Source organism: Campylobacter concisus (genome assembly GCF_902460875.1).
Classification (GTDB): domain Bacteria; phylum Campylobacterota; class Campylobacteria; order Campylobacterales; family Campylobacteraceae; genus Campylobacter_A; species Campylobacter_A concisus_AA.
This window is the reverse complement of record NZ_CABPVR010000009.1, coordinates 115755-131325: the sequence shown is the minus strand read 5'-3', so window position 1 is coordinate 131325 and position 15571 is coordinate 115755. Positions and strand designations below refer to the sequence as shown.

Below are 15571 nucleotides of genomic sequence, written 5' to 3'. Positions count from 1 at the left end.
TGTAAGCCGTTTTTTATTATACTTTGGCACTTTTTAAACTTGGAGCTAAATTTTGGCAGTTGATAAGATTATTTTCTATCTTTGTTCGACTTTGATCGCTATAAGCATTATTTTTTCACTATCTTTGCCAGTTTTTACGGTTTTATTTTTTAATTACGACGAATTTCACTTTTTCATCCGCCAGTTTATTGTTGGTTGTATCGGAATTTTCATTATGTGGTGGCTCTCTAGACTTAATCCTGAAAAAACGCTTGTTTGGATAGGGTTTGGCCTTCTTATATCTTGCGGTATCGCCATGGGGCTAATGCATGCATTGCCAGCTTCAATGGTGACTGACGCTGGTGGTGCTAGGCGTTGGATTAGACTGCCTGGCTTTTCACTAGCTCCAGTCGAGTTTTTTAAAATCGGTTTTGTCTACTTCTTGGCTTGGAGTTTTACTAGAAAATTTAGTGAAGGCAAAAGGACCCTGATAGATGAGATTAAGATACTTATGCCTTATATTATTCTTTTTGGTGTTGCTATCTTTCTTATCGCTGTTATGCAAAATGACCTTGGTCAAGTGGTTGTGCTGGCACTTACATTTGTGACGATGGCACTTTTCGCAGGAGCAAGTGCGAGACTTTTTAGCATCGGTATATTAGGAGCTGCTTTTGTTATGACAGTAGCGATAGTCAGCTCTGAACATAGAATTTTACGTATAAAGTCATGGTGGGGCACGATACAAAATATGGTGCTTTCTTTCTTGCCTGACAGCGTTGCAGATGTATTAAGAGTGGCTGATGCGCCAGAACCATATCAAATTTCTCACTCATTAAATGCTATAAAGCATGGCGAATTTTTCGGCGAAGGACTTGGTGCTGGTATCTTTAAGCTCGGCTTTTTAAGTGAGGTCCATACTGACTTTGTATTAGCTGGTATCGCTGAAGAGGTTGGTGTATTTGGTATTTTGTGTATTGTAGCTATATTTATAACGCTACTTTATAGAATTTTTAGAATTTCAGCTAGAAGCGAAAATAAGGTCTATCATCTATTTACGCTTGGTGTAGGACTTATATTATCGTTTTCATTTTTAATGAATAGCTATGGTATCACATCGATCACGCCTATTAAGGGTATTGCTGTGCCATTTCTTAGTTACGGTGGTAGCTCTGTGCTTGCGATTTGTATAGGTATCGGCATGGTTTTGATGGTTAGTAAAAGGGCAAAATTATGATTGTTATTTGCGGTGGAGGCACTGGTGGGCATTTAGCGATCGCAAGAAGCTTTTGCGAGGAGCTAAATACTCGTGATATCAAGCCTATATTTATCGGCTCAACTAGCGGGCAAGATAAATTTTGGTTTGAAAATGACGAGAATTTTTTACAAAAATTTTTCTTACCAAGTAGTGGCGTGGTAAATAAGAGAGGCTTTGCTAAACTAAAATCACTAACAAATATCGTAAATCTTGCTTTAAAATGTAGAAAAATTTTTAAGCAAAATGACGTTAAGGCAGTCATTAGCGTTGGTGGCTATTCAGCAGCTCCAGCAGCCATTGCAGCCATTATCTCAAAAGTGCCGCTTTTTATCCACGAACAAAATGCTGTAATGGGCAAATTAAATAAAATTTTAAAGCCTTATGCAAAAGGCTTTTTTAGCTCTTATGATGAAGCTTCACCCTACCCTTATCCAGTGGCAAAGAAATTTTTCGATAGTGCAAGAGTGAGAGAGAAACTAAAGACTATTTTGTTTTTAGGAGGCTCGCAAGGCGCAAAAGCGATAAATGAACTAGCTATAAATTTAGCTCCATATCTTAAAGAAAAAGGCATAAATATAATTCATCAATGTGGTAAAAATGGCTTTGATGAACTTAAAAAAAGATATGATGAACTTGGTTTTAATGAAACGAATTTAGAAATTTTTGAATTTAGTAGAGAGATAGAAAATAAGATGAGCAAGGCCGACCTTGCCATATCAAGAGCAGGAGCTAGCTCGCTTTGGGAGCTTTGTGCAAATGCCCTGCCATCTATCTTTGTGCCATTTCCTTATGCTGCTGGTAATCACCAGTTTTATAACGCTAAATTTTTAAAAGATAAGGGCATTGCTGAAATTTGCTTGCAAAATGGAGAAAATTTAGACAAAGATGAAGTTATAAGAATGATAGAAAATTTTGATCTAAACAAAAGCAGTAAAGCTCTAAAAGAGATCCTTTTGCCAAATGGAGCAAAAGAGATAATTGATAAAATTTTAAACTAGCTCCTCGCCTATCGCACAAGCTTTTAGTTCTTTTAGCTCAAAGATCAAGTAATGATAAATAAGTTCATTTGTGTTTAAAATTTTTGCACTAAAGACTGGTTTTATCATAGTTATTATCTTATCAGTTATACCCGCGATCTCCACTAGCAAAAGCTCATCTTTGCGTTGCTTTGCAGCCTTAATACAATTATAAAAGAACGTATAAATTATCTTAAAATTTTGCAAAATAACATTTGAAACTATCCTAGAATGAATATGTAAAACATTATGTATACGCTCTTGTAGAGTATTTAGCTCCGCAAGTAGTGATTTTATTTGAGTAGTGTCTGTTGTCCTAGAAAAGAGATTTTTCGCTTTATTTTTGTTTTGTATTTGATACTCTGCTACTAAAATTTCTATTATATTTAAAATGGCAACATAGCTTTCTTGTAAATTTTCATTTGCCTTAAAGCTCACACCGTTTTTCTCAATTTTATAGTTTAAGCTTCTCTTTATCTGCTCCAAATAAGTACTAATATTTTCATAATAGTCCTCTGTATTGAAGACACTTTTAAAAAAATCGCTTTCACCTTTTAAATTTGTAAGTTTTTTTTTAAGTTCATCAGCATTTTTATTAAACTCAACAACTCCAACTACCAAGCCGATCTCGTGCTCACTATTTTGTTCTAATGCTGTCAAACTTTCTTTTAGTACCGAAATTTGTTTTTGAATATTTTGAAAATCCATTTTTTCTCTTTTAATTTTTTTGCTTATTTTACTATAAAAATTATGAAGTTTGTCATTAAGAATTAAAAAGATGGTGCGCCCGAGAGAATTCGAATCTCTGACCTTTTGAACCGCAATCAAATGCTCTATCCAGCTGAGCTACGAGCGCACAAGAAAGTTAAGTCGAGATATTAGCCAAACTTTCCTTAAAGAAAAATTGTATTCATTTTAATTTTATAACTGTTTTAGTAAAATCCAATAAAACAAAAGGAGCAAAAATGAATGATTTTTTCGATAGTTTAAAAGAGATAAAAAAAGAACTTACTAAAGAGCAAGGTGAGATCAAAAAAACTCAAAAAGAAGCCGTTTCTCATACAAAAGAAGAGGCGATCTCATATAAAGAAAATAAGCTAAAAGACGAATTTGCTGAGTACATCAAAGGTCAAGACATAAGAAAAATATAAATTTGGAATGCTTATTGCTAAAACATGTAATATTTTATTTGGAGTAGGCAATGAAAGTTACACAAACACTAGAATCTCTAAGCATTTTAACCGAAAACGATAAATTATTTTGTGAGCTTAGGGATATGATAAGTAAAAATTTCACCAAAATTTTGTCAAATAAAAATAAAATTATCTCGTTTTACGAAGAGAGCGAGATCCCACAACGCAAGTGCTTTTTAAAATTTATAAAAAAACTTTATGAAAAGCAAAGCGATGATAAGCTTGATATTCGTTTTGCAAACTATAAAACCATAAAGCTTGGCTTTGTTCAAAAAAATACCCTAACTCCAGTCATTAGCCTAAACGTAAATTTTGTAAAAAATGAAGTCAAATTTGAACTAAAAGATGCACTTTGCAGAGACTTTGCTAGCTATATCAGTGAGAGTTTAGTAAAAAGTAATATTGCTTTTAGCAAAAATGATGATTTTTTAAACATCACCATCTCAAATGACAACGACATAAACACATTAAATAAACTGCTTTACAAAAGAAGCTATCCAAAATTTAGCGTAAATTTTATCTATGATGAAAAAGACTACAAAGCCTTTAAACAAGGCATAAAAATAAAAAGCTCATCTAAATTTGTAAGCAGATTTTCCGTACTTGCAAATTTGCTTGAGGAAAATTTTGAGATTTTAGGTTGTAAAAAAGATGATGACTTTGAAACTATCAGGCAGAACTACCTTTCGCTCGTAAATATCTACCACCCAGACAGGCACGCGAACAAAAATCCTCTCATACAAGAAGAATACGCAAAGAAATTTAAAAATATTCAATCTGCTTATGAGAGCCTAAAACCATACTTTAAAAATCAAGAAAATTTTGTGATGGTTGGCTAGAGCACGGCTTGCCACAAGGGCTATTAAGGGAGCAAAAATGAATGGTGAAATGTTTAATATATGCGCCATTATTGTTGCTGCAAAGCAGGGCATAAAGTCAAATTCTCCTATCCTATATAATGGCACTAACTACGAAAATAGTATAAATTTTCACTTTCTCTCAGGCCATAGAGCAAATGGCGTAAATGAGTGGTTTGAGCACGCATTAAAACTTGGATTAAGCGATGTAAGACTTACTGCAAATTTAACTGGCTCATCAGATGAACGTTTATTACTTAGCTTTTCAAACTCTACCGCAAAATCGATCATTTGTATTTTTAAAGAGCACATAAGCTGCTTCGTGCCCTACTGGAAATACAACAAAGATCAAAGAGGCTGGGACATAATATATAAAGAATTTGGTCTTGAAAAAGATGTAAATTTAGAAAATTTTAGCGACAACACAGAGGCTTTTATGGCCATACTTACCAAGATAGCGGCCTTTGCAGATGAGATAGAGTGTGAGAATTTTGGTGAGTGTTTTCGCAGGGCTTTAAAATCACTTGGATCTTCAAACAATGATGATCAAAAGATATTTAATGCACCGCTTATGCCAAAGAAAAATTTAGCTCTTTTTACTGCGGCAAGCTTGGCTGATGTCTTTGGCGGTATGGGCTCTTGGAACGACGATGCAGCGGGCATGGCACAATATAAAAAACGTGGCAAAGAGTACGAAGAGCTTAGTAACGAGCTTTTTACGCAGATGCGTAAGGCCATACTTTTTGCTGTAAATGAGTGGTAGTTAGCCGTTTATCTGATAGACTCTTTTTCGCTGGCTTGAGCTGCCGATATTTAGAATTTTGCGGTATTTTGTGATAGTTCGGCGAACGATTTGGATGTTAAATTTAGCTTGTATGAGCTCTTGGATTTTTAGATCAGAAAGTGGCTTTTTGTGATCTTCACCTTTAATAAGCTCTAGTAAAAATTCCTTTATCGCAGCATTTGAAGTCTCCTCGTCAAAGCCAGTTGAAAAGAAATTTTTAAGTGCAACCGTACCTCTTGAGCAGCTTAGATATTTATTCGCGATCGCTCTTGATATGGTTGATGGGTTGCGCCCAAGCTCGTCTGCTAGGTCTTTTAGCTTCATTGGCTTTATGTCACCGCCCAAAAAGTAGTCATACTGATACTCAACTATCATAAGCCCTATCTTATAAAGCGTCGCTTTTCTCATCTCAAGGGCGTCTATGAGCTCGCTCGCCTCTTTTATGCGTGAGCTTACAAAGGCCTCTTTCTCGTCTAATCCATCGGTATCAACCAAAATTTCAGGATAATAATCATCATTTATCTGCACGCTAATGCCACTACTTGTGCTTAGCACGAAGATGTCAGGCACTGCCTCTTTTTCATCTTCAAGATACTCAATGGCCGGAGGATTTTTAAATTTTTTTATGACCTTTAGCGCGTCGTCGTAAAATTTTAGCTTTCTAAGTTTTTCTATATTTTCAAAATTTAAGATGATCTTTCTTGCGCATTCTATGATCTCATCGCTTGCCTCTGCTTCGTCAAGCTGAAACAAAAAGCTCTCTTTGACATCTTTTGCACCCACGCCACAAGGCTCAAGGTAGGCAAATCTCGCTCTAACCCGCTCTACTTCGCCCTCATTAAAGCCCGCAAAAATTTCATCATCATAAGAAAAATAGCCCTCATCGTCTAAGCACTCGATGATCTTATATGCGATATCTTGGGACTTTTGCGTGGGGAAAAGTGGTGGATTTATCTGGCTAATTAGCTTTTCATAGAGGCTTTCTTTATAGATGCTTAAAGCCTCAATACTCTCGCTAACCGAGTTTTTGCTAACCTGCTCGAAAAAATTTCGCTTTTTTTCGCTTTTTTCTAAATTTTTATGCTCGATCGTGGCAAATGGGTTCTCTTTTATAAAAGGCTCAAGCGTCTCTTTTAGCTCATCAAGCCCGCTTTGAAGGATAGGAAGCCAGCTTCTTAGCGTTTGATTTAGTTTGATCTTTGGCGCTAAAGTTTGCTTTTGCCTTAGCATCATCTACTCAAGTAGCTTAAATTCTTCGCCAAGATAGTGCGTTCTAACGAGCTTGTTGTTTGCTACTTCGCTCGCACTGCCGCTTGCTAGTAGCGAGCCATCTTTGATGACGTAGGCTCTGTCGCAAATGGCTAGTGTCTCACGGACGTTGTGGTCAGTTATCAAAACGCCGATGCCTAGCTTTTTAAGGTCTCTAACGATACTTTGTATGTCGCTAACTGCGATCGGGTCAACACCAGCAAATGGCTCATCGAGCAGCAAAAATTTTGGCTTTATGATGAGACTTCTAGCGATCTCACAGCGTCTGCGCTCGCCACCACTTAGGCTAACGCCCTTTCTTAGGCGGATAGGCTCAATGTTTAGCATATTTAGCATCTCATTTACTCTTTTTGCTATCTCTTCCTCACTTTGATTTAAAATTTCAGCCCCAAGGAGTAAATTTTCTTCGACGCTTAGCTCTTTAAATATGCTTGATTCTTGCGGCAAATAGCCAATACCAAGGTGCGCTCTTTTGTGAAGTGGGACGTTTGTAATCTTTTCGTCATTTAAAAAAACATCTCCGCTAGTTGGCGAGATGAGCCCACAGATCATATAAAAAGTAGTCGTCTTTCCAGCACCATTTGGCCCAAGAAGCCCCACGACTTCGCCGCTATTTACCTCTAAAGATATGCCTTTTATGATCTCAGTTTTTTTAATCGTCTTTTTTAGATCTTTTACTTCTAGTTTATGCACTTATAACCTCGTATTTTCTGCCGTTTTTGCTAGGAGAAATTTTTATCATCGTATAGCTCTCACCATTTTTCTTTAGAGCTTTTTCTAAATTTTCATCGCCCCACTCTACTAGATGAAGCCCCTCTTCAAACAAATTTTCAAAAAGACCGTTTTTCGCCATCCCGTCAAATCCGATCTGATAAATGTCGTAGTGGTAAATATCTTTACCATAAATTTGCATCAAAGAAAACGTAGGCGACGTCACGCTCTCTTCTATGCCATGAGCCTTAATGATCGCCTTTACAAGCGTCGTTTTGCCACTTGCTAGATCGCCACTTAGTAGCACCACGCCACTTTTTGGCAGCACTCTTACAAGCTCACCAAGCTCATTTTCTAAAAGCTCAAAAACCATCAAAGCTCTTTTATATATTCGCTTTGAGCGCTTTTTGGTATGCTTTTTGTAGTTGGGATCGCTAGCACCTCATATCTCGCCTCACGAGCTAGAAATTTGATGGTGATAACATCGCCGATCTTAACATCTTTTGCCGCTTTTGCCTGCACGCCGTTGATGCTCACAACGCCGCTTTTGCACATATCTTCGCTAACGGCACGCCTTTTGGTGATATTTACTACGTTTAAAAATTTATCTACTCTCATGAGGCGGATTTTAACAAAAATAGCCTTAAATTTTTAATCCTTCAGATATTTTAAAAGCTCTTTTAAATTTAGAGGTATGACGCTGCCATGCGTTTGCCCTTTGTAAAACTCAAAGTGAGAATTCACGCCACTTTGTTTTAAGATTTGGGCTAAATCGCTCGCCTTTAAAGTGCCAGCTTTGTCAGTCTTGCCCTTTCTCTTTTCAAGCTCGCCAACGCTAAGAAAGACAAATTTGGCTCTTAGTTTCTCTTTAAATTTACCCTCACTCACATTTTGCTTTAAAATTTCAGACTCACCCCACCAAAGAGATGGCGAAGCGATAAAGAAATTTGAAAATACGCCATCATTTTTAAGCAAAGCATAGAGCGTAAAAAGCCCGCCAAAAGAGTGTCCATAAAGGCTCTTTTGGCTGCCCTGCACGTTAAATTTCTCATCAATTAGCGGCACTAAATTTTTAGTTAAAAAGTGGTAAAACGCGTCAGCGCCACCACCCTTGCTAAACTCCTCGCCCTCTGCCTTTGGCGTGAGATCTCTTGTGCGTTTTTCTACCTCGTAGCTTTTGTTGCTGTCATATCCTACGCCTATTATTAGTGGAGCAGCCTTGCCATCAAATTCATTTAAAAGCATGTTAAACTGGGCATTTGCATCAAGCAAGAAAAGCACATTTTTAAACTCATTTTGCCCCTTTAGCTTGGCTGTGAAAATTTTATAAATTTCATCATTTGCGCTCATTTTAAAGGTTGAAATTTCAAATTTACTAGCAGCTTTTTGGCTAAGTGACTCAGGTGTTTGGCTAGGTCCTGCGTGCAAAGTCTGCGTCACGCCAAGCATAAAAAGTAAAAATTTAAAGGCTCTTACCATTTTGCAGCGACCTTAAACCAAAATCTCCTGCCCTCTTGCGGATAAAAGTAGTATGTATCTCCAACAAGCGCCTCATCGTATCTTACTTTATCAAAGATGTTGTAGGCATTTAGACTAAGAGTCAGATGCTTGTTTGCGTCCCAGCTGATGCCTGTATCGAAGGTGAGTAGGTCTTTTGTGTTCTCCCTTACGCTATTGCCAGCACCAAAATTTACGCTTGTTAGCTTGCTCTCGTAGTTTGCACCAAAAAATGTTTTAACGCTTTTTACAGGCTTATATGTAAGCGTAGCGTGAAGTGTGTGCTCTGGCGTTGCTGTTAGGCTTTTACCATCAAGTCTGTTAAGCCCTGTTTGGCTAAATTTCATAGGGCCTCTTGGCGTGTTTATCGTTGGGTCGCCAGTTTTTATCTTTGATTTGTTATAAGTGTAGTTTGAACTTAAATTTAGATTTGAAAGGATGTCATAGTCGCCACTTAGCTCCACGCCCCAAACGGTCGCACCCTCAATGTTAAAGTAAGTTCCCCAACCAGGGCAACCCATACTTGGCGCACCTGTGCAAGTGCCAAAGGCTGGAATTCCATTTACTCTTTTACTGCCATCAGTGTCTAGGATCTTATCTTTAAATTCATTTCTAAAAAGCGTTACCGAGCCTCTAAAATCAGCTTGATTGTCATAATATGCTCCAACTTCATAAGTCGTGCTCTTTTCTGGTTTCAGGTCCTTGTTGCCAAAATCAACTATTTTCCAACCATTTTGAATAGTGCCTACTTCTGGGGAGATTTGATTGATATTTGGCGTTTTATAGCCAGTCGCCACGCCACCTTTTAGACTTAGCGTATCTGTAGCGTTATAGACTAGATAGGCTCTTGGCGAGAGGTGGTTGCCAAAAAATTCGTTGTGCGTGAGCCTTGATCCAAGCGTTAAAAATAGCTTCTCATCTAAAATTTGCCACTCATCTTCGATAAATCCCGCATGCTCGCTCATCGAGTAGGTCTTTGGGTCTTTTAAGCCGTTTCTTGAAGCGTTTGAGACGATGAAGGTTGTGCCGACATTTTGCTTGCTAAAGTCATAGCCAAAAGTTAGAGTGTGTGCGCCAAAAAACGTTGTAAATTTTGAGTTAAAGTTGTGATTTTTAGCTTTTGCAGGTATGAGGCTATCAAAAAGGCTCGTTCTTTGTGTCTGGTCATAAATGTAGCTGATATCGGTATTTAGGCTATCAAATTCACCAAGGTAGCCCACACCATAGCTCTTTTTCTCGTAGTCATAGGCGTTTAAGACGTTCCTTCTTGGATTTGGATCGGCTGTTTTGCCAAGGGTGCGCGAGTAGTCGTGCCTTTCGTTTGAGCCAAGGATGAAAAATTTATTGTGTTCATCTGGCGTGACCCAAAGCTTTGCGCTTAAATTTCTCTTATCACTCTTTTGATAGCCACCGATGTAGCCATCTTCGTCTCTTAGCTTTTTATATCCCCAAAGCTGAAGCGCAAAAAGGTCTTTATAAAGAGGTAAATTTAGATAAAAGTCCCCCTGTCTACCATCGCCTATACCTCTATGAGTGTTTATCGTGGTTGAGATGCCGACATTGCCACTAAATTTTGAAAAATCCTTTTTGGTAATGATATTTATAACGCCTCCAACCGCATCGCTACCATAAAGCGAGCTCATAGGCCCACGGATGATCTCTATACGCTCGATTGCCTCGGCTGGTGGGATGAAATTTGAGTTCATATCCCCTGCTCCACCCTTTGGATTTGCGCTGCTTGAATTTACTCTTTTACCATCAACTAAAACTAGCGTTTGAGACTTCTCCATGCCACGTATCGAGATGCCACTAGCTGCTCCGTCTTCGCCACCAACGACATTTACACCTGGCACCTTTTGAGCGATTGAGTGAAGCGAAGTAAAGCTATCTTTTGTAAGCTCATCGCCACTTATCACGCTTATGCTCGCAGGAGCCTCTTTGATCTGCTGTGAAAAGCCACTCGCACTTACTACAACACCATCAAGCCTTGTTTCGTTATTGTCTTTATGCTCTGCTCCAAAGAGCGAATTTGCCACGCAAGCGCTAAGGCAGATGGCAATAAATTTTGTTTTTCTCACGACAATCCTTTTAAAAATTTAATTTGAAAAAGTTTGAAATTTAACAAAGTATCTTTTAAAACAATATTAATTATCATAATTTTAAATAGTAATCTTTTTTATAAAATTTTCTAAGAAAAAACTTACATTATTTATTAAATTAGTTTATTAAAAATTAATCAATTTAGGCTAAAATACGACCATTTTAACAAAAGGAAGAGCTATGAAAAAAGACGTAAAAAAAGTGGTTTTAGCATACTCTGGCGGACTTGACACAAGTATCATTTTAAAATGGCTTCAAGATGAATATAACTGCGAAGTAGTCACATTTACAGCTGACATTGGCCAAGGCGAAGAGCTAGAGCCTGCACGCAAAAAAGCCTTAGCGCTTGGTGTAAAGCCTGAAAATATTTTTATAGAAGATTTAAGAGAAGAATTTGTACGTGATTATGTGTTTCCAATGTTTAGAGCAAATGCAGTCTACGAGGGCGAGTATCTGCTTGGCACTTCGATAGCGCGCCCACTAATAGCAAAACGCCAAAGCGAGATCGCAAGACTTGTTGGTGCTGATGGCGTGAGCCACGGAGCAACAGGCAAAGGCAACGACCAAGTTCGCTTTGAGCTTGGATACTACGCGCTCGGCGACAACCTAACTATTATAGCTCCATGGCGCGAGTGGGATCTAAATAGCCGCGAAAAACTTTTGGCATATGCTGAGAAAAACGGCATAGATATCACTAAAAAACCAGGCAAAAGCCCATACTCAATGGACGCAAATTTACTTCACATAAGCTACGAAGGTCTAGTGCTTGAAGACCCAAGCCACGCACCAGAAGATGATATGTGGAGATGGACAGTAAGCCCAAAAGATGCTCCAGATAAGAGCGAGATCATCGAGATCGGCTATGAAAAAGGTGATCCAGTGAGCATAAACGGTAAAAAAATGAGCCCAGCTGAAATTTTAACCGAGCTAAACCGCCTTGGCGCAAAACACGGTATAGGCAGACTTGACATCGTAGAAAACCGCTCTGTTGGTATGAAGAGCCGCGGTTGCTACGAAACTCCTGGCGGTACGATAATGCTAAAAGCTCACAGAGCGATCGAGAGCATAACGCTTGACCGAGGTGCAGCTCACTTAAAAGATGAGATCATGCCAAAATACGCCGAGCTAGTTTACAACGGCTACTGGTGGTCACCTGAGCGAAATATGCTCCAAGCTCTCATTGATAAGAGCCAAGAGCATGTAAATGGCTCTGTAAAAGTTGAGCTTTATAAAGGCAACGTGACCATTCTTGGCAGAAGCAGTAAAAATGATAATCTATTTAGCGAGGCATACTGCACATTTGAAGAAGATAGCGTTTATGATCAAAAAGATGCAGCTGGATTTATCAAACTAAATGCACTTCGCTTCATCATCGCACGTAAAAATGGGCGAAAATTTGACTAAAAATAAAATTTAAAAGGAAAGAAATGAAAGTATTATTAATAAAAGATGTAAAGGCGCTTGGTAAAGCTGGCGAGATAAAAGAGGTAAAAGACGGCTATGGCAATAACTTCTTAATCGGTAAAGGCTTTGCAAAAGCAGCTACTCCAGACGTTCTTCGCCAATATGAAGCAGCTCAAAAAAGAAAGGCCGAAGAGCTAAAATATGAGATCGCAAATTTAGAAAAGCTAAAAGAAGAGCTTGAAAAAGTGACAGTTGTCATCAAAAAAACTCTTGGCGCAAATGGCTCGCTTTTTGGCTCAGTTTCAAAAGAAGAGATCACAGCAGAGCTTGAAAAAACGCATCATTTAGTTGTCGAGAAAAAAGCGATCGACATGGACACTCACTTAAAAGCAGTCGGCCTTTATGACGTTCATGTAAAGCTAGGACACTCGATAAATGCGAGCTTGAAGGTTGATGTGCAAGGAGAGTAGATGTTTCATGCGACAACCATCTTAGCCTACAAAGGCAAAAACAAATCAGTCATCGGAGGCGACGGGCAGGTAAGCTTTGGTAACACTGTCTTAAAAGGCAACGCCGTAAAAATTCGTAAAATTCATAACGGCAAAGTCCTAGCTGGCTTTGCTGGCAGCACTGCTGATGCGTTTAACCTCTTTGATATGTTTGAGAAAAATTTAGAGCATACAAAGGGCGACTTGCTAAAAGCAGTGATAGAATTTAGCAAAGAGTGGCGCAAAGACAAGTATCTAAGAAAGCTTGAAGCGATGATGCTTGTGCTTGATAGGGATAAAATTTTCTTACTTAGTGGTACCGGGGATGTTGTCGAACCAGAAGATGGTAAGATAGCGGCGATCGGAAGCGGCGGCAACTACGCGCTTTCAGCAGCCCGTGCCTTAGATAAATTTGCTGATATTGACGAAGAGGAGCTAGTCAAAGAGAGCCTTAAGATCGCTGGCGAAATTTGCATCTATACAAATACAAACATCAAAACTTATGTTTTAGAATAAGAGAGAAAATGAACTTAACACCAAGAGAAATTGTTAAATTTTTAGATGACTATGTGATCGGTCAAAAGGATGCCAAAAAGATAATAGCGATCGCGCTTCGCAACCGCTACCGCCGTATGAAGCTTGAAAAGAGCTTGCAAGATGACATCATGCCAAAAAACATCTTGATGATTGGCTCAACTGGTGTTGGCAAAACCGAGATCGCAAGGCGTCTTTCAAAGATGATGGGACTGCCATTTATCAAGGTTGAGGCTAGTAAATATACTGAGGTTGGCTTTGTTGGCCGTGACGTTGAGAGCATGGTAAGAGACCTTGCAATGGCCTCATATAATCTCGTAAAAAACGAGCAAAGCGAAAAAAACCAAGATAAAATCAACGCCTACATCGAAGAAAAGATCGTCTCAAAGCTACTTCCGCCACTTCCAAAGGGTGCTAGCGAAGAGAAGCAAGCAGAGTATACAAAGAGCTATGACAAAATGCTAAATAGGCTAAGAAATGGCGAGCTTGACGAGCTAAGCATCGAGATCGAGGTGCAGCAAAACCCACTTGAAGCTGGCTCAAACGTGCCACCTGATATGGCGCAGATGCAAGAGAGCTTTATAAAGATAATTGGCATCGGTGGTAAAAACATCAAAAAAGAGATGAAGGTAAAAGATGCTAAAAAAGCCCTTCAAAGCGAAGCAAATGATAAAATTTTAGACATTGAGAGCATAAAAGTAGAGGCGATAAAAAGAGCTGAAAACGAAGGAATCATCTTTATAGACGAGATTGATAAAGTAGCCGTTGGTTCAGGTAGTTCAAATAGACAAGATCCTAGCAAAGAAGGCGTGCAAAGAGACTTACTACCAATAGTTGAAGGCTCAAATGTAAATACCAAATTTGGAAATTTAAAGACAGACCACATTTTGTTTATCGCAGCTGGCGCTTTTCACATAAGCAAGCCAAGTGATCTCATTCCTGAGCTACAAGGCCGCTTCCCGCTAAGAGTCGAGCTTGATAGCCTTGATGAAGACGCGCTTTATCAAATTTTAACCCAGCCAAAAAATTCTCTTTTAAAACAATATATCGCCCTACTCTCAACCGAAAATGTTGAGCTAGAATTTGACGATGAAGCTATAAAAGAGATAGCCAGGATCGCTCATGCAGCAAATGAAAAGATGGAAGATATCGGTGCTAGACGCCTTCACACGGTGATCGAGCGCGTGATAGAAGATATCAGCTTTGAGGCTAGTGAAAAGAGCGGCGAGAAGATAAATGTGACAAAAGAGCTTGTAAAAGAGCGCCTAAAAGACGTGGTCGAAGATCAAGACCTAGCGAGGTATATACTTTGAAATCAGGCTTTGTTAGCATCATAGGACGCACAAATGCTGGCAAAAGCTCGTTTTTAAATGCTTTGTTAAACGAAAAGATCGCCATTGTTTCGCACAAGCAAAATGCAACCCGCAGAAAGATAAATGGTATAGTAATGAACGGTGAAGATCAGATCATCTTCACCGACACGCCAGGACTTCACGAGAGCACAAAGGCGATAAATCAACTACTAATCAGCCAAGCGATAAAATCGATGGGAGACTGCGATCTCATCGTATTTTTAGCGCCTATTCATGATGATACAAGTGACTATGAAAAATTTTTAGCTCTAAATCCTGAAAAACCACATATCTTAGTGCTAACAAAAGTCGATGAGAGCTCAAACGCTAAAGTATTAGAAAAGATCACCCAATATCAAAAATTTCAAGATAAATTTACAGCTTTGCTTGCCTTTAGCACCAAGCAGCCAACCTATAAAAAGCCGCTTCTTGATGAAATTTGTAAGCTTTTGCCAGAGCATGAGTATTTTTACGATCCGGAATTTCTTACTTCAACAAATGAAAAAGAAATTTTTAGAGAATTTATACTTGAAGCGATCTATGAAAATTTAAGCGATGAGGTCCCATATCTTAGCGATGCGATCATAAAAAGCGTAAAAGAAAAACCTGGCATAACTGAAATTTATGCGAGCATCATCACTGAGCGTGAAATTCATAAAAGTATGATCATTGGTAAGAATGGTGAAACGATAAAACGAATAGGAATTTTTGCAAGAAAGTTAATACAAAATTTAACCGGATCAAAGGTCTTTTTAAAGCTCGATGTAGTCGTTAAAAAAGGCTGGAGTAAAGAAGAAAAGAGCCTTAATAAAATAATTGGTTATTGATTTTTTATTGTAAAAATATTAAAATACAGCCCAATTAGAGCATTATGAGGTAAATTTTTATGTTAAAGCTTAGAAAAATTAACGATAATCCAATCGTTACGCTAGATCCTTACGAATATGAAGGTTTTAGATTTTCTAATAGCAATGTCGATACACTAAGTCTCTCAAAGAATATTTTAAAGCGAGACTTCTTTATATCTTACATCGAGTACAAAGATATAATAACAGCTACCATAAACATCTCAAGAACAATAGATGATGAGGATATTGAAAATAATATCTCAATAAAAATTTACGAAGAGCTC

17 protein-coding genes, 1 tRNA gene and 1 pseudogene are annotated in these 15571 nt (G+C 38.4%); 11 read left to right on the top strand and 8 right to left on the bottom strand.

Translation table 11 applies throughout. The features are described from left to right. Positions 1-52: 52 nt before the first annotated feature. Positions 53-1213, top strand: coding sequence for an FtsW/RodA/SpoVE family cell cycle protein (locus tag F3H01_RS07040; protein WP_149725282.1), 1161 nt, complete (start codon positions 53-55; stop codon positions 1211-1213). Beyond that, complete coding sequence (murG, locus tag F3H01_RS07035) at positions 1210-2232, top strand: undecaprenyldiphospho-muramoylpentapeptide beta-N-acetylglucosaminyltransferase (RefSeq protein ID WP_149725281.1); 1023 nt, start codon at positions 1210-1212, stop codon at positions 2230-2232. The genes F3H01_RS07040 and murG overlap by 4 nt, the downstream gene beginning before the upstream one ends. On the opposite strand, the gene F3H01_RS07030 is transcribed toward murG, so the two are convergent. Further along, positions 2224-2958: an imidazole glycerol phosphate synthase gene (locus F3H01_RS07030; RefSeq protein WP_149725280.1), complete on the bottom strand. Its 735-nt coding sequence runs from the start codon at positions 2956-2958 to the stop codon at positions 2224-2226. The two genes, murG and F3H01_RS07030, sit on opposite strands and share 9 nt — an antisense overlap. Positions 2959-3029: 71 nt before the next feature. Next, a tRNA-Arg gene (locus F3H01_RS07025) sits at positions 3030-3106 on the bottom strand. 109 nt (positions 3107-3215) lie between these two features. Here F3H01_RS07025 and F3H01_RS07020 point away from each other — a divergent pair. From F3H01_RS07020 to F3H01_RS07010, 3 genes are read left to right on the top strand one after another with little or no spacing between them, the layout of a single operon-like run. After that, entirely contained in the window at positions 3216-3401 is a 186-nt protein-coding gene (locus F3H01_RS07020) for a hypothetical protein (protein WP_149725279.1), read from the top strand. Positions 3402-3451: 50 nt separating this feature from the next. Further along, positions 3452-4282: an adenylosuccinate lyase gene (locus tag F3H01_RS07015; RefSeq protein ID WP_149725278.1), complete on the top strand. Its 831-nt coding sequence runs from the start codon at positions 3452-3454 to the stop codon at positions 4280-4282. A gap of 37 nt (positions 4283-4319) precedes the next feature. Continuing rightward, positions 4320-5063, top strand: a complete 744-nt coding sequence (locus tag F3H01_RS07010; RefSeq protein ID WP_149725277.1) for a hypothetical protein — start codon at positions 4320-4322, stop codon at positions 5061-5063. Here F3H01_RS07010 and F3H01_RS07005 read toward each other — a convergent pair whose 3' ends face one another. Genes F3H01_RS07005 through F3H01_RS06980 form a run of 6 tightly spaced genes read right to left on the bottom strand, consistent with a single transcriptional unit; the run spans position 5064 to position 10639 of the window. Then, entirely contained in the window at positions 5064-6314 is a 1251-nt protein-coding gene (locus tag F3H01_RS07005; protein WP_223155389.1) for an RNA polymerase factor sigma-54, read from the bottom strand. A 3-nt stretch (positions 6315-6317) separates the two neighbouring features. Next, on the bottom strand, positions 6318-7046 hold the full coding sequence (gene lptB, locus F3H01_RS07000; RefSeq protein ID WP_072594228.1) for an LPS export ABC transporter ATP-binding protein: 729 nt from the start codon (positions 7044-7046) through the stop codon (positions 6318-6320). Beyond that, on the bottom strand, positions 7039-7437 hold the full coding sequence (gene tsaE / locus F3H01_RS06995; RefSeq protein WP_149725275.1) for a tRNA (adenosine(37)-N6)-threonylcarbamoyltransferase complex ATPase subunit type 1 TsaE: 399 nt from the start codon (positions 7435-7437) through the stop codon (positions 7039-7041). The genes lptB and tsaE overlap by 8 nt, the downstream gene beginning before the upstream one ends. After that, a complete protein-coding gene (locus F3H01_RS06990; RefSeq protein WP_149725274.1) occupies positions 7437-7682 on the bottom strand; it encodes an RNA-binding S4 domain-containing protein in 246 nt (81 codons plus the stop codon). The genes tsaE and F3H01_RS06990 overlap by 1 nt, the downstream gene beginning before the upstream one ends. Positions 7683-7715: 33 nt before the next feature. Next, entirely contained in the window at positions 7716-8543 is an 828-nt protein-coding gene (locus tag F3H01_RS06985; protein ID WP_149725273.1) for an alpha/beta hydrolase, read from the bottom strand. Further along, on the bottom strand, positions 8537-10639 hold the full coding sequence (locus F3H01_RS06980; RefSeq protein ID WP_149725272.1) for a TonB-dependent receptor domain-containing protein: 2103 nt from the start codon (positions 10637-10639) through the stop codon (positions 8537-8539). The genes F3H01_RS06985 and F3H01_RS06980 overlap by 7 nt, the downstream gene beginning before the upstream one ends. Before the next feature lie 202 nt (positions 10640-10841). Between F3H01_RS06980 and F3H01_RS06975 the strand changes: the two genes are divergently transcribed. The 6 genes and pseudogenes from F3H01_RS06975 to F3H01_RS09250 all read left to right on the top strand — a co-directional run. Further along, a complete protein-coding gene (locus F3H01_RS06975; protein ID WP_149725271.1) occupies positions 10842-12065 on the top strand; it encodes an argininosuccinate synthase in 1224 nt (407 codons plus the stop codon). Between the two features lie 23 nt (positions 12066-12088). After that, positions 12089-12535: a 50S ribosomal protein L9 gene (gene rplI / locus F3H01_RS06970; protein ID WP_149725270.1), complete on the top strand. Its 447-nt coding sequence runs from the start codon at positions 12089-12091 to the stop codon at positions 12533-12535. Further along, on the top strand, positions 12536-13069 hold the full coding sequence (hslV, locus tag F3H01_RS06965; protein ID WP_021084582.1) for an ATP-dependent protease subunit HslV: 534 nt from the start codon (positions 12536-12538) through the stop codon (positions 13067-13069). 8 nt (positions 13070-13077) lie between these two features. Further along, positions 13078-14400, top strand: a complete 1323-nt coding sequence (gene hslU / locus F3H01_RS06960) for an ATP-dependent protease ATPase subunit HslU (protein ID WP_149725269.1) — start codon at positions 13078-13080, stop codon at positions 14398-14400. Then, a complete protein-coding gene (gene era / locus F3H01_RS06955) occupies positions 14397-15266 on the top strand; it encodes a GTPase Era (protein ID WP_103648961.1) in 870 nt (289 codons plus the stop codon). Before hslU ends, era begins: the two co-directional genes overlap by 4 nt. Positions 15267-15325: 59 nt before the next feature. Further along, positions 15326-15571 (top strand): annotated as a pseudogene (locus F3H01_RS09250) (C4-dicarboxylate ABC transporter); the annotation flags it as partial.